At 54.0% G+C, this 16,340-nt stretch carries 16 protein-coding genes and 3 tRNA genes; 5 read left to right on the top strand and 14 right to left on the bottom strand.

The window, feature by feature from the left end:
* The first annotated feature begins 17 nt into the window (after positions 1–17).
* From HMPREF1144_RS11430 to bglJ, 3 genes are all read left to right on the top strand, one after another.
* On the top strand, positions 18–887 hold the full coding sequence (locus HMPREF1144_RS11430) for a helix-turn-helix domain-containing protein (RefSeq protein ID WP_009652839.1): 870 nt from the start codon (positions 18–20) through the stop codon (positions 885–887).
* A gap of 278 nt (positions 888–1,165) precedes the next feature.
* A complete protein-coding gene (locus HMPREF1144_RS11425; RefSeq protein ID WP_004098371.1) occupies positions 1,166–1,888 on the top strand; it encodes a helix-turn-helix transcriptional regulator in 723 nt (240 codons plus the stop codon).
* Positions 1,849–2,529: a DNA-binding transcriptional activator BglJ gene (bglJ, locus tag HMPREF1144_RS11420; protein WP_004098373.1), complete on the top strand. Its 681-nt coding sequence runs from the start codon at positions 1,849–1,851 to the stop codon at positions 2,527–2,529. The genes HMPREF1144_RS11425 and bglJ overlap by 40 nt, the downstream gene beginning before the upstream one ends.
* A gap of 13 nt (positions 2,530–2,542) precedes the next feature.
* On the opposite strand, the gene HMPREF1144_RS11415 is transcribed toward bglJ, so the two are convergent.
* The gene (locus HMPREF1144_RS11415) at positions 2,543–3,001 is read right to left on the bottom strand and encodes a YbaK/EbsC family protein (RefSeq protein ID WP_004098375.1); all 459 of its coding nucleotides are present in this window, start codon (positions 2,999–3,001) and stop codon (positions 2,543–2,545) included.
* Between the two features lie 340 nt (positions 3,002–3,341).
* Between HMPREF1144_RS11415 and HMPREF1144_RS11410 the strand changes: the two genes are divergently transcribed.
* Positions 3,342–4,685 carry a PTS cellobiose transporter subunit IIC gene (locus HMPREF1144_RS11410; RefSeq protein WP_004098377.1) on the top strand — a complete coding sequence of 448 codons (1,344 nt, stop codon included), beginning with the start codon at positions 3,342–3,344 and terminating at the stop codon, positions 4,683–4,685.
* Between the two features lie 46 nt (positions 4,686–4,731).
* On the opposite strand, the gene fhuF is transcribed toward HMPREF1144_RS11410, so the two are convergent.
* Both fhuF and HMPREF1144_RS11400 read right to left on the bottom strand, forming a co-directional pair.
* Positions 4,732–5,520 (bottom strand): siderophore-iron reductase FhuF, encoded by a 789-nt coding sequence (gene fhuF, locus HMPREF1144_RS11405; protein ID WP_009652838.1) that lies wholly within the window; start codon positions 5,518–5,520, stop codon positions 4,732–4,734.
* Positions 5,521–5,628: 108 nt separating this feature from the next.
* Entirely contained in the window at positions 5,629–6,675 is a 1,047-nt protein-coding gene (locus tag HMPREF1144_RS11400; RefSeq protein WP_004098379.1) for a GGDEF domain-containing protein, read from the bottom strand.
* A 263-nt stretch (positions 6,676–6,938) separates the two neighbouring features.
* Between HMPREF1144_RS11400 and HMPREF1144_RS11395 the strand changes: the two genes are divergently transcribed.
* Positions 6,939–7,178: a DUF1435 domain-containing protein gene (locus tag HMPREF1144_RS11395; protein ID WP_004098380.1), complete on the top strand. Its 240-nt coding sequence runs from the start codon at positions 6,939–6,941 to the stop codon at positions 7,176–7,178.
* Between the two features lie 19 nt (positions 7,179–7,197).
* On the opposite strand, the gene HMPREF1144_RS11390 is transcribed toward HMPREF1144_RS11395, so the two are convergent.
* From HMPREF1144_RS11390 to rfbA, 11 genes are all read right to left on the bottom strand, one after another.
* Positions 7,198–7,283 (bottom strand) — tRNA-Leu (locus HMPREF1144_RS11390).
* 22 nt (positions 7,284–7,305) lie between these two features.
* A tRNA-His gene (locus tag HMPREF1144_RS11385) sits at positions 7,306–7,381 on the bottom strand.
* A 55-nt stretch (positions 7,382–7,436) separates the two neighbouring features.
* Positions 7,437–7,513, bottom strand: a tRNA-Arg gene (locus HMPREF1144_RS11380).
* 105 nt (positions 7,514–7,618) lie between these two features.
* Positions 7,619–9,001, bottom strand: coding sequence for a bifunctional threonine/serine APC transporter ThrP (gene thrP, locus HMPREF1144_RS11375; RefSeq protein WP_009652865.1), 1,383 nt, complete (start codon positions 8,999–9,001; stop codon positions 7,619–7,621).
* Positions 9,002–9,232: 231 nt separating this feature from the next.
* Entirely contained in the window at positions 9,233–9,973 is a 741-nt protein-coding gene (wecG, locus tag HMPREF1144_RS11370; protein WP_004097530.1) for a lipopolysaccharide N-acetylmannosaminouronosyltransferase, read from the bottom strand.
* Positions 9,974–9,984: 11 nt separating this feature from the next.
* Positions 9,985–11,331, bottom strand: a complete 1,347-nt coding sequence (gene wzyE / locus HMPREF1144_RS11365) for an ECA oligosaccharide polymerase (RefSeq protein ID WP_042927556.1) — start codon at positions 11,329–11,331, stop codon at positions 9,985–9,987.
* Complete coding sequence (locus tag HMPREF1144_RS11360; protein WP_004097528.1) at positions 11,328–12,407, bottom strand: TDP-N-acetylfucosamine:lipid II N-acetylfucosaminyltransferase; 1,080 nt, start codon at positions 12,405–12,407, stop codon at positions 11,328–11,330. Before HMPREF1144_RS11360 ends, wzyE begins: the two co-directional genes overlap by 4 nt.
* Positions 12,404–13,654, bottom strand: coding sequence for a lipid III flippase WzxE (wzxE, locus tag HMPREF1144_RS11355; RefSeq protein WP_004097527.1), 1,251 nt, complete (start codon positions 13,652–13,654; stop codon positions 12,404–12,406). Before wzxE ends, HMPREF1144_RS11360 begins: the two co-directional genes overlap by 4 nt.
* 1 nt (position 13,655) lies before the next feature.
* Positions 13,656–14,786, bottom strand: a complete 1,131-nt coding sequence (rffA, locus tag HMPREF1144_RS11350) for a dTDP-4-amino-4,6-dideoxygalactose transaminase (RefSeq protein ID WP_004097526.1) — start codon at positions 14,784–14,786, stop codon at positions 13,656–13,658.
* Between the two features lie 4 nt (positions 14,787–14,790).
* Complete coding sequence (gene rffC, locus HMPREF1144_RS11345) at positions 14,791–15,465, bottom strand: dTDP-4-amino-4,6-dideoxy-D-galactose acyltransferase (RefSeq protein ID WP_004097525.1); 675 nt, start codon at positions 15,463–15,465, stop codon at positions 14,791–14,793.
* Positions 15,443–16,324, bottom strand: coding sequence for a glucose-1-phosphate thymidylyltransferase RfbA (gene rfbA, locus HMPREF1144_RS11340; RefSeq protein WP_004097524.1), 882 nt, complete (start codon positions 16,322–16,324; stop codon positions 15,443–15,445). Before rfbA ends, rffC begins: the two co-directional genes overlap by 23 nt.
* Positions 16,325–16,340 lie beyond the last annotated feature (16 nt).

Raw genomic sequence — 16,340 nt, 5'->3', positions numbered from 1 at the left:
AAGGCTCTGGAGTCGTGATGCAGGCAGCGAGTACCATTCCCGTTTTCAAACTGTATGGCGAAGATCAGGGCTGGCCAACGCCCGATCTTCTGCACTGTGAGTCCATACTCCAGCGCAGCCATCTTTATGAATGGCATATTCGCGTGCATCAGCACGCAGAGCTGGTGCAGCTACTGTATCTGCATAAAGGGCGAGCAGAGATTGAAATCGAAGGTGCGACCACCGTGATGACGGAGTCCTGTATTCAGGTGGTTCCGGCGCTATGTATTCATGGATTTCGCTTTTCGCCGGGTACGGAGGGCTACGTTTTGTCGTTGGCGTTGCCGCTGCTCGGAAGCCTTGAAAATCAGTTTGGCAGTCAGCTGGATGTTCTTGGCCACCCGCGTTGCGTGCCTGTGAAGACCTCCCGGGGCCATATCCGGGCGCTGTTTACCGCTTTGCAAGAGGAATACCGCGAAGATTACGATGCGCGCGAAATGATGCTGCATTCACTGCTGGGAGCGCTGTTGGTCTGGCTGAATCGGCAATATCAACCACAGCTCATAACGGAGGACAAAGCGGAACGTAAGCGGAGCGTCATCCGTCATTTCTCGCGTCTTATCGAAAGCCACTATCGTGAACATATGCCATTAGCCGGGTATGCCAGGGAGGTGGGGGTGTCTGCGACTCATTTGAATTATTTGTGTCATGAATTTTATGGCTGCAGCGCACTGGGGGTTTTACATCAAAGGTTAATGCTTGAGGCGCGTCGCAACCTGCAGTACACCAGCATGACTATCGCTCAACTTTCTGATTACTTAGGCTTTACTGATGCGGCCTATTTTTCTCGCTTCTTTCGCCGCTATAGCGGTGAATCACCAAAAGTATTTAGGAAAAAAATAAAATAAATAAATTTTTATTTAATATATCTTAAGTTAGCGTATCTAACGACGATGTTAACCATTTCTAATTTATTGATGACAACTACCTGTGTTAATGTTAATCATTGGTATGGATAACAGCAATATGTTACTCCTCATTATTAAGTTGGCTTTAGGGTGCGATATCGCGCACCCGCCAGGGATGATAAAGATTCATTTGGGCTAAATAATTACGATGACTATTAAATTATGCATCCGATTGTTTTTCCGCCGGCGGTGAGTCTTCGACAGGAAGCGGAGGGTTTATGTTACCAGGACAAGGTAAGTTCGGCATTATTATCAGCAGAATACCGGTTATGCAGTCCGGCTTAAAAGCCATCGTTGGGGAGCATCTCCCTGATTATGAATTGAGTTTTTGTCGTTCTCAGGATGAGCTAACCCTGCTGCAGCTGCGTCGTGCGGTGTTAGTCATTGCAGATCTGTCCGGTGAAATAGAGCATCCAAGAAATATTTGCGAACATTACTACTCTTTAATGACTCAATACAGGGATATACACTGGGTCTTTATGGTAGGAAACGCCTGTTTTCCGTTAGCTGTTCAATTATTAATGCGTCCTGAAAGTACATTAATTTCGGACAGTGAGCCGGTAAAACGTCTCATTGAGGTTGTGCGCGCGGGAGGGCTTGCCGCTGAACGGATTAGCCAGACGTTGTTCTCTCCTGAGGTAGAACGCATCGATGAAGAACCGCAAAATCTGGTTATTCTGACTCTTTCTGAGCGTAAAGTGTTGAGGCTTCTCGCAAAAGGATGGGGAATCAATCAAATTGCTGCTTTATTGAAGAAGAGCAATAAAACCATAAGTGCGCAGAAAAATAGTGCTATGCGCCGCTTATCTCTGCGTAGTAATGCTGAGATGTATGCCTGGATTAATAGTGCACAGGGAATGAAGGAGCTGAATATTTATTCAGCCTATGGAGATCAAACAGAATGGAAAAAGACCTCACAACAAGATATGTCGCTATCGTAGAGAAATGTGCGATGACAGAAGTGGCGCTTCGCCACATATTTATTAATGAAAGTGGTAAGAATTATCGTATTCAGTTCTTTAAAGATACGATGGTATTAAAACGGGAGTTTCAGGCTAAAGATTTTTCTGCGATTATTTTTTCACTTTCAGGTAACCGCAGATCCCGACTTGAAAGCTTACTTTTTCTCCATGAGATCGCGCGTTATTGTCCCGATACGCAAAGAATTATCTTAGCCAATGATGAAGCGGAAATGCGTTTGGTTAGTCATCTGACGCCTTCTCGCTTACACGGTATTTTGAATAAATCGGCCTGTCGGCTACAGCTGCAGGAGTGCTTGCTTCAGCTTCTCGATCGTAGCTATCCGGCGAATGAGAGCTCGTTAAGCCAAAAGCAGAGTATCTATAGCCAACTTTTGAGCCCAACGGAACATACCATCCTGCGATATATGTCTTATGGCTACTCGTTGCCGGAAATAGCGACGCAGCTGGAACGAAATATCAAAACGATTCGGGCCCATAAGTTTAACGCCATGACCAAGCTCGGCGTCAGTTCTGATATGGGGCTACTGAGCGCGGCAGACATACTCATGCGCCTGTCGGCGAATAATGATGATGCCACGGTGATGCGCCTTGCTCAGTAGCGTCAATGGTTTGTTACAGACAAACGTCAATCCATTTAGCATCAGTCAACTGCGCCAGCCGCTCGGGTGAAATGCGAACGGCGCTATATATTGAACCTGCTGCTGGCAGCACTTCCGGGTACTGCCTCAGTGAGATATCGCAGTACACAGCCAGCGGAACTTCCAGACCAAATGGGCAGACGCCGCCAATGGGATGTCCCGTCAGCGTAATAACCTCATCGCTGGTTAGCATGCGCGCTTTGGCGCCAAAGGCTTCCTTTAGCTTTTTATTATCCAGGCGTGCATCGCCTTTCGCGACAACGAGAACAACCCTTTCTTTTATTTTTAAAGACAGGGTCTTGGCGATTTGCCCGGGTTCAACGTTATGCGCCGCAGCGGCTAACGCTACCGTGGCCGTGCTCTGAGTAAGTTCGATGATTTCGATATCGGGGGCGTGGTCAGTAAAAAACTGCCGCACGGACTGCAGACTCATTGGAATCTCCTGATTAAGGCTTGTTAAAAATCTGTCACAAGCTTCGCAAAGTGTAAATATCCATGGTAGAGAATCAAGATTCTTTTTAATTTCTGGATCTCCTTCACATTCGCCGCAACCGGTTACTGTAACCGGTTGCGGTTATTCACGGAGACAGGAATACTGACAAGGTAACTTCCCAGCGTCACCTATAACAAAGAGCCGAAGATGAATCGAACCTGGTTGAGCAGTCGGGCAAGCAGGTTATCCGATTGGGTAACCCCTTCGCCGAAGCGGGTTCATCATAACGGCAAGATAATCGTTGTTGGGCCTTTTCATCTAGCCTGTCAGGAGGGCTGCTATGTCTGCTAACCATGCTGCATTTAATCTGATATTTCGCTTCGTAGAAAATTACATCAGCCCTGTCGCCGGACGCATCTCGTCTCAGCGCCACGTTATGGCAATCCGCGACGGTTTTATCTCCGCCATGCCGTTTATGATTGTCGGCTCTTTTCTACTGGTATTCGCTTATCCGCCGTTTTCACCGGATACCACATGGGGATTTGCCCGCGCCTGGCTGGATCTGGCAAAAGAGTTTGAAGGGCGAATTCTGACGCCGTTTGATATGACGATGGGCATTATGTCGATCTACATTTGCGCCGCGATCGCCTATAACCTCGGCAAGCATTACGAAAAAACCAATCAGCTCGACCCCTTTATGTGCGCCATGCTGTCGATCATGGCCTTCCTGCTGGTGGCGGCGCCAAAAACGAACGGCAACCTGCCGGTAGATAGCCTGGGAGGAACCGGGATATTTACGGCGATTCTGGTGGCGGTCTACTGCGTTGAAATGATGCGCTTCCTGAAGGCGCATAATATTGGTATTCGCCTGCCGGATCAGGTGCCGCCGATGATCAAAAACTCGTTTGATCTGCTGATCCCGGTACTGGTTGTCGTCCTGACGCTGTATCCCCTGAGCCTGCTTATTCAGCATCATTTTGATATGCTGATCCCTCAGGCGATTATGGCTATCTTTAAGCCGCTGGTTTCCGCCGCGGACTCCTTACCCGCAATTTTACTGGCGGTCCTGGTGGGCCACCTGCTGTGGTTTGCGGGGATCCACGGTGCGGCCATTGTTTCCGGCATGCTGCAAATGTTCTGGCTCACTAACCTCGGCATGAACCAGCAGGCCCTGGCTCAGGGGGCTCCGCTGCCGCATATCTTTATGGAAGCGTTCTGGACATTCTTTATTGTGATTGGCGGTTCAGGGGCGACGATGGGGCTGGTATTCTGCTATCTGCGCAGCCGCTCCGCGCATCTGCGTTCGATTGGCCGTCTGAGCGTGGTGCCAAGCCTGTTTAACATCAACGAGCCGGTTATTTTTGGCACCCCTATCGTGATGAACCCGGTGTTCTTTATTCCCTTCCTGCTGGCGCCGATGGTTAATGCCGTACTGGCCTGGGCGGCAATGAAGCTGGATCTTATCGGCCGGGTGATTTCGGTTGTTCCGTGGACTGCTCCGGCGCCGATTGGCGGCGCGTGGGCGCTGGGGTGGGATTTCCGGGCGGCGATTCTGGTGGTTGTCCTGGCCTGCGTTTCGGCGATTATCTACTTCCCATTCTTCAAGGTTTACGAGAAACAGCTGCTCGCGCAGGAGGCTGAAGAGGCGCAGCGCATGGCGGAAGAGACCCAGCAGACGGCATAAAAACAAACGGGCGGCTGAATAGCCGCCCGTTTGTTTTCACCATCGATTATTTCAGCGTACAGTCCCCGCACTGCTGTACGTCCGGCAGGCGATAGCGCTGGCAGCAGGTACGGCGCACGAGCTGCCCTTCACGTAAAACCACCGTACGCCACAGCGGGTTATCCTCACCGCCTGATAGCTGTTTGTTGAAGAAGAAGAGCTGACGCAGCGCGGCCACTTTTTCATCTCCGACCAGGGTTCTCATTTCCCCGAGATACCAGTTAATCAAATAACCCGTATTGCTCCAGATAAGTTTGCCATTGATATCGCCAGTGGCTTCAAGCGCCTGTACCACGGGTTGCAAAGCGGTAGTGACCAGCTTTTCCATCCGGGACTGCGCGGATTCTGCCGGGGAAGTACCTGCTGAATGGATATCGATCCAGAAACAGGCGGCACGGCCTGTTTCATGAAACTCGACGCGAAAATGCTGCGGCGCCAGGCTAACGGCGCGTTCTTCACTCAACAGCGCCAGCATTAAAGGGGGCACCAGTAAACCGATGTACCATTGTGCCCAGAGGGATAGCAGCGGTTTTTGCTCACGGGCTTGCCCGGGCTGGTTACGATAAATATGGTCAGACCAGGTCGCGATTAACGAACTCAGCGTCGCAGGCTGCGACCACTCAGCCAGGGTGAGGGCATGATGAGGGGCTTCTTCATTCAGACGGATAAAATCCAGCAAATGCGGACGTAACGCGGTAATGTTGTCCCGTATTGCGTTCGCCAGTTCACGCTCAGCCGAAGGGAGCGGAGCCCGCCAGATGATCTCATTGTTGAATGCGAGTGAACGGTAAGCCATCGGGTGCAAGATACAAATCTAAATGATAATGATTTCTGATACTAATGCCGCGACACCGGCTTGGCAAGAGATTTGTCCGCGCGGCGACGCCTGCCGCGCGGTAAAGGCCTAGCTGGCGAGAATAATGTTACGTCCCATATTTTTGGCTTCGTAGAGCGCGTTGTCCGCCCGTTTCAGCGCGCTGTCGATATCCGCATCCACCAGCGGCGTCATGCCGATACTGATGGTCACGTTGGTGGCGACGCTTTCATTAAACATATGCGGGATTTTCAGATCGTAGACCCGCTGGCGGATTCGCTCTGCGGCCTGAAGGGCGTTCTCCGCACTGCTGCTGGTCAACAGCACCATAAACTCCTCGCCGCCAAAGCGGGCAACGATGTCGCGCGAGCGCACGGCGTTACGAATGGCGGCGGAGACCTGAATCAATGCCTGGTCGCCCATCATATGCCCGTAGTGGTCGTTGTAGGCTTTGAAATGATCAATGTCCAGCAGCAGAACGTAATGCCCGGCGCTGTCGAGAGAAAGAATGGTGTCCAGCCGGTTTTGTAAGCCCCGGCGATTATACAAACCGGTAAGCGGGTCCAACATACTGAGATCGTTAAGGGTATTGCGCTCCTTCAGCAGCTTATCCATGAGTCCCTGAGTGAATACATCGCTGCGTTTCTGAATAAGGCTTTGCAGGGTGATACCGGCAATAGGCAACAGAAAGCACCAGGACATGCGCAGCCATTGTTCTCCTCCGCCAAGAATCAGGCAGATGAGGTATGTGGGTAAAGAGTGCAAAGTAAAGCCAATGATATTGCTGGAAAAAGCAATGGTGCCAATAAATAACACGCTTAATAAGGCGATCACCAGGTAGTTAAAATGCGGCGGCCCCATCACTATTGCTTTTAGCGCAACGTGCCACGCCCAAAGCAGGCCAAATAGCAGAGAAATAACCGGAATATTTATTTTGTGCTGAGAGAATTTACAGTGCCATAGCAGCAGGACCGTGCTGCAGGCAACTATCAGAAAACAGGGTAATGTAAAAGTGATGACGGTAAAGAGCGGGCTGACAAGGGATAAGACGGATGAAACTAAATTAAGCAGTAAAAATAGCCGTAAGGAATACTGATATTTCTGCTCGTAATGGGAGCGCCAGGATTGTGCAGTCATGTCGGAGTTGTCATTATTAATCGTTAAAATTCAATGTGATGTTAGTTTGAAGTGAATAATAAAAAACAGTGCGCAAAATAAGGTTTTTACGAAATAATCAGATAATTTAATATATTATTTTTTGCCGCTTAATTTATCACCTTCATGAATGTATGTCATTACCACAAACGTAAAGAATAAGGACGCGCTATTTTTCCCGGATGACAAATGATAAAGATTATCATATGATATTGGTTATCATTATCGTTGTGAGAGGCGAAAACATGTTGCAGCGGACTTTAGGGAGTGGATGGGGCGTGTTGATCCCTGGCGTACTGATTGCCGTCCTCGGGTTTGCCGATTTGTCGGTAGATGCCTGGCGCGGATTGTTGACGCTGGGAATGCTCATGTCAGCGGTGATGATTTGGCACCGTCAACTAAGGCACTTTGTTCTGCTGCCATCATGCGTGGCGCTGGTCAGTGGGATAATGCTGGTAATAATGAATTTGAAGCTGATGGGATAAAACGGAAGAGTAAGAATATTGGTGCGAGGGGGGGGACTTGAACCCCCACGTCCGTAAGACACTAACACCTGAAGCTAGCGCGTCTACCAATTCCGCCACCTTCGCAATATCACAACTTTCTAAATAATGGGGTGGCTAATGGGATTCGAACCCACGACAACTGGAATCACAATCCAGGGCTCTACCAACTGAGCTATAGCCACCACTGCAAATCTTTTACGCGGTATTGAAACCACCGCAGCTCCAGCACCGGGTAAATGGTGCGCCCGACAGGATTCGAACCTGAGACCTCTGCCTCCGGAGGGCAGCGCTCTATCCAGCTGAGCTACGGGCGCTTAGCGCCGTTGCGGGGTCGGATAATACGGACTTCCTACCCCGCTGTCTAGTGCCTTTTTAAAGAAAATTATTGTTTGCTCATGCTTTGTGCGTTTTGTTGCTTATTACGCCACATTATCAACATTTCCACGTCGGCCAAGGCCAAATATCTTATAAATAAGCGTCACGGCGGCGAGGAAAATCATTCCGACAAAGAGCGACATACGCGTATCTTCGTTAAATCCCATCCCTATCAGCACGCAAATCAGGAACGCCATGGTCAAATAGTTCGCCCACGGGAACAGCAGCGAGCGAAACGGATGGCTGGCCATCGCTTCTTTATGCACGAGACGAAAACGCAGCTGGCTAATCAGAATCACGAACCACGGCACCATCCCCGGCAGCACGCTGGCGCTGTAGACGTAGACGAAAACGCGCTGTGGATTAGGGATAATGTAGTTCAGGCACGAGCCGACCAGCAGAATCAGGATCGACAGCGCCACGCCCGCTGACGGCACGCCGTTGCGCGAGACTTTGGCGATGGCCGCGGGCAGCTGACGGTTTTTTGCCAGCGCGTAGAGCATGCGTCCACAGCTGTACATGCCGCTGTTACAGCCGGAAAGCGCCGCCGTGAGCACCACAAAGTTGATAATGCCCGCCGCCGCGGTGATGCCGATTTTGGCAAAGGTCAGTACGAACGGACTGCCGTTGGAGCCAATTTGATCCCACGGGAAAATAGTGACGATCACAAAAATCGCCCCTACATAGAAAATCAGGATTCGCCACAGCACCTTGCCAACCGCGCTACGCAGCGTAACCTGCGGGTTCTTCGCTTCACCGGCGGTAATCCCGATAAGCTCGACGCCCTGATAAGACGCGACCACGATGCACAACGCCGTCAGGAAGCCCTTCCAGCCGCCGGCGAAGAAGCCACCGTGCTCGGTCAGATTGCCAAAGCCAATGGCGTGCCCGCCGTTGCCAAAGCCAAAGAAAATAACGCCCAGCCCCACCACGATCATCACAATAATGGTGGTGACCTTAATCATGGCAAACCAGAATTCAATTTCGCCGTACAGCCGTACCGCCGCGAGGTTCGCCAGCGCCACCAGCCCGACGGCAATCAGCGCCGGAATCCACTGCGCCATATCCGGGAACCAGAACTGGACATAGACCCCGATAGCCGTAATTTCCGATATCCCGACCGCCATCCACATAAACCAGTAGGACCATGCGGTGAGATAGCCGAAAAACGGGCTCATATAGCGGTGGGCGTAAACGGCGAACGATCCGGTTACCGGTTCGAGGAACAGCATTTCGCCCATCGAACGCATAATAAAGAAGACAAAGAGCCCGGCGATAATATACGCCAGCAGAACCGAAGGTCCGGCCCACTTCAGCGTACTGGCCGCGCCCATAAATAACCCGACACCAATTGTCCCACCAAGAGCGATTAGCTCAATGTGCCGCGCCTCCAGTCCCCGCTGAAGTTCCGCTTTTTTCTCAGTCATATAGCCTCTTGTGTTTGCCCTGCTCCGGGTTTAAGCGCATCCCAACAGGGATGTGTCTATGCCGGTTATTTTTATTGAATGAATAGCCCTGCCTGCGCGACGGTAAACTGACCGTCGCGTTTTAAGCATGCGAATGGTTAATGAATTTGAGGGAAATGGCAAATAAAGTATCAGGCAAGTGAAAACATTACACAGAATACCCAGGTAAACCCGCCCGCTTGCAGTGGAATGTCACAGCTTATCGGTGTAATGCCAGCGTAAATAGCGCAGCAGGCGCGCCTGCCTTTTTATGCGGCTCGGCTGCGAAACCAGGCGATAGAACCACTCCAGACCCAGGTCCTGCCAGAACTTCGGCGCCCGCTGAACGTGGCCGGTAAAAACATCGTAGGTGCCACCCACGCCCATATACAGCGCCTGCGGATAAACGTCCCGACAGTCGCGCATCAGGATCTCCTGACGCGGCGAGCCCATCGCCACCGTGACGATCTTCGCCCCGCTATCGCGGATACGTTCAAATAGCGCCTGACGCTGGTCAGCGGCAAAATAGCCATCCTGGCTCCCAACGATATTCACGTTCCAGCGCTGGCGAAGCTGCTGCTCCGTCTGCGCCAGCACCTCAGGCTTGCCGCCGATCAAAAATACCGGCGTTCCCTGAACGCCTGCGCGCGCCATCAGGGCTTCCCATAAATCGGCGCCAGCAACGCGCGACACCTGAGCCTGAGGGTATTTTTTACGTAGTGAACGTACTACGCTGATGCCATCAGCGTATTTGAATTCTGCCGCTTCAATCAGCGCCCGGACCTCGGGGCTGTCTTCTACCGCCAGCATCTTCTCTGCATTAATCGCCACCAGCGTTCCCGTGCGGATCTCACCATCGGCGTACAGATAATCCAGAGCGTGTTGCATATCGCGCCAACCAATGAGTTGTAGCCCTCTCAGCAGGTACAACGGCGCGGATGTGGTCTCAGTCATGTACACCCTTATCAGACTTGAGGTTGCGTCAGCGGTTTGGCCCGCCGGTGAATCAGCCCCACGCTATCCAGGAACCAGTACAGCAGTTTTGCCGCCAGCAGGCAGATCCCAAAGATAACGAGGAAAAAAACCACGCGAGAGCCAAATGAATCCAGCCCTTCACGCGCCAGCACGATCATGTTGAAGATAGCGCCAAAACAGAAACTGTGCAGAATCGCTGCTTTATAGCGGTTCGTTTCCCGGTTGCCAAGCTCGTACAGCCAGTCAAACCATTTAATAATCAGCCCAACCGCCACCGCGCCCAGCGGGACGAACCAGACGCCGCCCATCACCACCAGCGAGCCAATCAGGGTCGGCGAAATCGCCAGACCAGAATGATTATTCAATACTTCCCAGGTGAAATAGTTCGCGGTATTAAGCACCATTGTCGGACGACCGTGCCACAACCAGCTGGGGATAAAGACGTAAAAATCCCGGATGATTGGCGCCAGCCCCTGGAACTCAATCTTGTCGTAATTTTGCAGCAACAGGGCCAGATTCTCCCACGGCGAGAAGGTGTCACGGGTCAGATAGAGGAAAGTATAAAACGCCTCATCGCCGCTGACGTTCATGCCATAGCGCTTGAGGGCCAGCCAGAACATACCGACGATGCCCAGCACGCCCGCCGCCGCCAGCATCCACAGGCTGATCCAGCCGCGAATGATGCCGATAAACAGGAAGATGGCAAACGCGATGATGATATTCGCCCGGGTGCCGCCAACGATGGCGTAGGTCAGCAGGCCAAAGGCGACGGTGCTGACAAGGAAGAATATCCACGCTTTATAATCCTGACGCAGAAAATAGACCACCAGCATTGCCGGGATAAAAAAGTAGAAGAAGCGCTTTAGCGCCACGCCGGAGACTTCGCTGGAGAAGATCTGGCTATAGGAGTTGAGCTTGAATAACAGGAAGCCGTTATGCGCAAAGAAGATGCCGACGCAAAGCAGCGCCAGCCCCAGCAAAATACCCCAGGTGAGGTGGGTCTCCACGCGATTCATCGTAAACAGCTGACGATGCGGATGACCGTGCGTCGCCGACCGTAGCCGCGTTTTATAAGTCACGTAATAAACCGCATAAAAGCAGACGGAAACCAGCAGGGTTTGCAGCAGAATTTCCGGCGGGGCGACCGCGACGTCAAAGCGGAACACCAGAATACTGGTCAGCGGGAAGCCAAAGAAAAATGTCAGCAGATACAGCAGCGAGAAAAAGACGTTGAAGTTGAAGCGTACGCGACGAAATTCAAAGTACGTGGCGGTGGCGATAAAGAGCGTCGACAGCAGCCAGACCAGCAGCAGCCCGCTAAATTGCATTAATGTCATGCGTCCACCCCCGCAGCAATTCGCAACGCTCGTCGCCAGCCCGTCAGGTAATTCGGCCGGAAAAAGGCGATTTGATTTTTATCCACGCCGGCCAGCTGGCGCTGCGCTTCACGCACAACGCTCACGTCCAGCGCATCGCTGGTAAAGAGTACCGGAATATGCTGCTCCGACATATCCTGCCAGAAGGGATTCTCCCGGTTCAGCACGCAGGGGATCCCCGCCTGAATCAGCAGGCACAGCGTGCCGATACCCTGCTGGCGAGCAAAAAGGAAGTAGCCAAGATCGCAGCGGCGCAGCAGGGCAAGGTAGTCATCAAACGCCAGCTTGTCGCTCAATACCTGGAAATGCTGCGGGCTGAACAGCGCCGTGCCGGCCGCGCGGACTTCGTTGATGTAGTCGCCATTATTTGCCGGATAACCCATAGGCACGACAACGTTAACCGTATCGCCAAACTGCTGCCGAATCGCACGCAGCGCCGCAATATGCTCGTTGCTACGGTCGCCGGAATTACCCACCAGGATAGTCAGCGTGTCGCCGCGCGGCGCGCTATCGGCGAGCGAATTCAGCGCCGGATCCATGCGGGTCGGAAAGTAGAGTAGCTCTCCCGCTACGCCAGAATGGCGGGTGGCGAACCAGCTCAGATCGCCCCGGGTCGCAAACACGCGACCTACCCGGCCCTGCGCCAGGCGCCGCAGGGGATAAAACAGGCGAAACTTCAGGCTGGCGGAGTTCTCGTACAGATCCGCTCCCCAGATATGCCAGTTAAACTGCGCCGGGCGGATCCCGCCGCTGAGCAACGCCAGCCACAGGCCAGTATTAAACTGGCCGTGAAAGAAAAAGCGCTGCTGCCGGTTCGCCTTTGCCAGCGCGATAACCGCCTTTGCCAGCAACTTTTTCCCCGGATAGCAGCGAATGGAGAGTGCGGGATAAGCGGCGCAAATTTCTGTCGCATCACCGACGACCATAAACAGGCGAGCCTGTTCGTCATCCACGGCCAGCTCATCATTAAAGAACCGCAGCACGGTCTGGTTGTGGTGCGGGATATCCGATCCCAGTACATGTATCAGTGCTGTCATGCCCGTTTACGCCAAAGTAAAAACACGCCGCTGCAGAGGGCGAAATAAACAATATAGGTAGCCATATACGCCTGCGCCGCGCCGATTGCGCCGTGCGCCGGGATAAGCCAGTGCGAGAATGCGGTCAACAGCGTGAACTGGCTGATTTCCGTCAGAATATAAAAACGCAGCGAGGCTTTGGCGATCACCAGATAGCCATAAACATAAGCCCCGACCTTTAATACATCGCCCACCAGCTGCCAGGCAAACAGATCGCGCATCGCCGTAAAGCGGTCGGAAAAAAGTAGCCAGATAGCGAAATCACGCAGCAGCCACACCGTTAAGCTCGCTGCCGCCACCGCCGGGAGGACAAATTTTAACGATTTACCAATCTCGCGGGTGATATCGGCTTTCGCCGTCAGACGGGACAGCGTTGGTAAAAGATAAACGCTAAATGACGCGGTAATAAACTGCAAGTAGGCGTCGGAGATGCTGCTCACCCCTTGCCAGATCCCCACCGCGTCCCAGCCATAGTGGACCGCCAGCAGGTTACGCATCATCACGTAGGCGACCGGCAGCGTCACCGAGGTAATCAGCGCCATCAGGGTAAATTTCGACAGCTGCCCCGCCAGGCCGTTGTCCCAGCGCGGGCGCAGCGCGCTTAGCGGAATATTGCCGCGACGCCACAGTACGATAGCCGCCGGCACCACCACCAGCGCCGGCACCAGCGCCAGCCCCAGCAATGCGCCCTGATAACCGCCAAAACGGTAGCAGGTATAGTACGCCGCCACGCCAATCAGGCTCCCGGCGATAAGCGACAACGCATTACCCGCCGCATCGCGAAAGCCTTTCATCAGCGCTAACAGGAAATTCGCCCAGGCAATCCCCATCTGCACCAGCGCCACCAGCCGTACCAGATTCTGGTAATGTTGATGACCGAATAGCCCCTGGCTTATTGGCGCGGCCGCCACCAGGAAGATCAGCGCCAGCAGGGTGGAGAAACCGAGTACCATTGCTGAAGCGGTGCCAACGACGTTGTTCAACTGCCGGCGATCGTCATGATGCTGCGCCACCAGCTTCGTGACGCCGTTGAATATCCCGGCCCCCGCCAGCACGCCAAGCACGGTCACCAGCTGGCGGAAGTTACCCGCCTGCCCCACGCCAGCCGGGCCGAACGACACGGCAAGCAGTTTTACCACCAGCAGACCGGCGCCGATTTTGACCAGCGTGGACGCCGCAGTCCACAGAGACGCTTTTGCCAGCGACATATCAGGAGAAATAGCTCAGCAGCGAGTTAATCACCGTGCGCTGGTTAACGTTCGACAAATTGTAGAATAACGGCAGGCGCAGCAGGCGTTCGCTCTCCTGGGTCGTGTAGCGATCCGTCCCGTGGAACTCGCCGAAGTTCTCCCCTGCCGGGCAGCTGTGCAGCGGGATATAGTGGAATACCGCCAGAATTTCGGCCTCTTTCAGCCAGGCGATCAGCTTGCTGCGATCGTCAATATCGCGCAGCTTGATATAGAACATATGCGCATTTTGCCCACAGTCGGCAGGCACGATGGGCAGATCGATACGCCCGGCGCGCGCCAGCGGCAGCAGGGCGTCGTAGTAGTTCTGCCACAGCGCCAGACGCTGCTGGTTAATCCGCTCCGCCGCTTCCAGCTGCGCCCACAGATAGGCCGCCTGTAAATCGGACATCAGGTAGCTGGAGCCGATATCGCGCCAGGTATATTTATCCACCAGGCCACGGAAAAATTGGCTACGGTTGGTGCCTTTTTCACGAATGATCTCCGCGCGCTCTATCAGCGTGCGATCGTTAATCAGCGTTGCGCCACCTTCACCGCCCGCGGTGTAGTTTTTGGTTTCATGGAAGCTGAAGCAGCCAATATGGCCGATAGTGCCGAGCGCCCGGCCTTTATAGGTCGACATCACGCCCTGAGCGGCATCCTCCACCACAAACAGATTATGCTTGCTGGCGATAGCCATAATGGTGTCCATCTCGCAGGCCACGCCGGCGTAGTGGACCGGTACAATCGCGCGGGTTTTCTCGGTGATGGCCGCTTCAATCAGCGTTTCATCGATATTCATGGTATCGCGACGAATATCAACGAAGACGATTTTCGCGCCGCGCAGCACAAAGGCGTTGGCGGTGGAAACGAAGGTATAGCTCGGCATAATCACTTCATCGCCCGGCTGAATATCCAGCAGCAACGCCGCCATTTCCAGCGAAGCGGTACAGGACGGCGTCAGCAGCGCTTTCGCGGTGCCGAAACGCTGCTCCATCCACTGCTGGCAGCGGCGGGTAAAACCGCCATCGCCGCACAGCTTGCCGCTCCCCATCGCGGACTGCATATAATCAAGCTCGGTACCCACCACCGGCGGCGCGTTAAATGGAATCATCATGTCACCTGTATAACCAGTACGCGGTGCTTTCGACATTGGCACCGCTAAGAATGTAACGTTTAAGCGCGGCGGTGTTGCCCATCTGGGTCGCCACCCGCAGTGTCGTCAGCTCGCGCAGCGCGGCCCAGCGCTGCGCCGCCTGCATTAATTCCGCTCCGGCGCCGCGTCCGGCCAGCAGGCCAATCCTCGCCTCGCGCTCGCTGAGCTGGCGCAGGGAGACAAACGCGCGGATATCGCCGTCAGGGGCGCGAAGCACCAGACACTGGTGATCGAAGGTTCCGCGCACCGCATTTTCAATCCACTGGGCATAGAAACGACCGCTGGCATCATCGGCGTACCAGGGGGCGCGAAAACGGCTCTGCGCAAAGGCCAGCGCCGCCAGTTCGCGCAGCCGGGGGATATCCACCTCAGTCGCCGGCTCGGCGCCGATATCATCAGAAGCCGCGGGCGAAAGCGCAAGATCGACCTCGCCCTCCACCAGCCGGAAGCCTAATGCCTGCAGCGCATCCAGGCGCGCGGCATCATCCGCCGCGACTTTCGCCTGCACCCGCGACCATCCCGCCAGCGCTTGCACCGTCAGCGGCGGCGCATCGTCGCCAAAGCGGAGAATGGCGCTATTGACGCCGAAGAAGCGGTTTTCCCACTCAAGGGGCTCAATACTGGCGCGGGCGGGCACGGAGCAAATCCAGTAAGTATTGGCCGTAGCCGGTTTTTTCCAGCCGTTTCGCCGCTCGCTTCACGCCGTCGTCATCCAGCCAGCCATTGCGCCAGGCGATTTCTTCCAGGCAAGCAATTTTAAAGCCCTGACGCTTCTCCACCGTCTGCACAAACATGCTGGCCTCGATCAGGCTATCGTGCGTGCCGGTGTCCAGCCAGGCAAAACCACGTCCCAGCAGCTCCACCGTCAGTGCACCATCGTCGAGGTACATTTGATTGATGGAAGTGATCTCCAGCTCACCGCGCTGTGAGGGTTTAACCCGCTTCGCGTACTCTGCCGCTTTACCATCGTAAAAATAGAGGCCGGTTACCGCCCAGTTAGACTTGGGCTGCCTGGGCTTCTCTTCCAGAGAAATGGCGCGGAATTCGTCATCAAACTCCACCACGCCAAAGCGTTCCGGATCCATCACCTGATAGCCGAACACCGTCGCCCCGGTCATGCGGGCCGCGACGCTACGCAGCTTCGGGCTAAAACCCTGGCCGAAAAAGATGTTATCACCCAGCACCAGACATGATGGTTCACCGTTGAGAAACGCCTCACCGATGATAAAAGCCTGCGCCAGCCCGTCCGGGCTTGGCTGCGCAGCGTAGCTTAGCTGCACGCCGAACTCCGAACCATCACCAAGCAGTCGTTGGAAATCTCGCTGGTCATCCGGAGTGGTAATGATCAACACTTCGCGAATCCCGGCTAGCATCAGCACCGAGAGCGGATAGTAGATCATCGGCTTGTCGTAGATAGGTAGCAGCTGTTTTGAGACGCCGCGCGTGATCGGATGCAGGCGAGTACCCGATCCGCCTGCCAGAATAATGCCTTTCATTTTTCCCCCTCAAGCG

This window comes from Klebsiella sp. OBRC7 (genome assembly GCF_000293135.1).
In the GTDB taxonomy this organism is placed as follows: domain Bacteria; phylum Pseudomonadota; class Gammaproteobacteria; order Enterobacterales; family Enterobacteriaceae; genus Klebsiella; species Klebsiella michiganensis.
Note: the sequence above shows the minus strand (reverse complement) of the source record. Positions and strands in the feature narration are given on the sequence as shown.

Excerpts from the sequence above, each read along its gene's own strand:
- HMPREF1144_RS11430 (WP_009652839.1), top strand. The coding sequence starts at position 18 with ATGCAGGCAGCGAGTACCATTCCCGTTTTCAAACTGTATGGCGAAGAT.
- HMPREF1144_RS11425 (WP_004098371.1), top strand. The coding sequence starts at position 1,166 with ATGTTACCAGGACAAGGTAAGTTCGGCATTATTATCAGCAGAATACCG.
- bglJ (WP_004098373.1), top strand. The coding sequence starts at position 1,849 with ATGGAAAAAGACCTCACAACAAGATATGTCGCTATCGTAGAGAAATGT.
- HMPREF1144_RS11415 (WP_004098375.1), bottom strand. The coding sequence starts at position 3,001 with ATGAGTCTGCAGTCCGTGCGGCAGTTTTTTACTGACCACGCCCCCGAT.
- HMPREF1144_RS11410 (WP_004098377.1), top strand. The coding sequence starts at position 3,342 with ATGTCTGCTAACCATGCTGCATTTAATCTGATATTTCGCTTCGTAGAA.
- fhuF (WP_009652838.1), bottom strand. The coding sequence starts at position 5,520 with ATGGCTTACCGTTCACTCGCATTCAACAATGAGATCATCTGGCGGGCT.
- HMPREF1144_RS11400 (WP_004098379.1), bottom strand. The coding sequence starts at position 6,675 with ATGACTGCACAATCCTGGCGCTCCCATTACGAGCAGAAATATCAGTAT.
- HMPREF1144_RS11395 (WP_004098380.1), top strand. The coding sequence starts at position 6,939 with ATGTTGCAGCGGACTTTAGGGAGTGGATGGGGCGTGTTGATCCCTGGC.
- thrP (WP_009652865.1), bottom strand. The coding sequence starts at position 9,001 with ATGACTGAGAAAAAAGCGGAACTTCAGCGGGGACTGGAGGCGCGGCAC.
- wecG (WP_004097530.1), bottom strand. The coding sequence starts at position 9,973 with ATGACTGAGACCACATCCGCGCCGTTGTACCTGCTGAGAGGGCTACAA.
- wzyE (WP_042927556.1), bottom strand. The coding sequence starts at position 11,331 with ATGACATTAATGCAATTTAGCGGGCTGCTGCTGGTCTGGCTGCTGTCG.
- HMPREF1144_RS11360 (WP_004097528.1), bottom strand. The coding sequence starts at position 12,407 with ATGACAGCACTGATACATGTACTGGGATCGGATATCCCGCACCACAAC.
- wzxE (WP_004097527.1), bottom strand. The coding sequence starts at position 13,654 with ATGTCGCTGGCAAAAGCGTCTCTGTGGACTGCGGCGTCCACGCTGGTC.
- rffA (WP_004097526.1), bottom strand. The coding sequence starts at position 14,786 with ATGATTCCATTTAACGCGCCGCCGGTGGTGGGTACCGAGCTTGATTAT.
- rfbA (WP_004097524.1), bottom strand. The coding sequence starts at position 16,324 with ATGAAAGGCATTATTCTGGCAGGCGGATCGGGTACTCGCCTGCATCCG.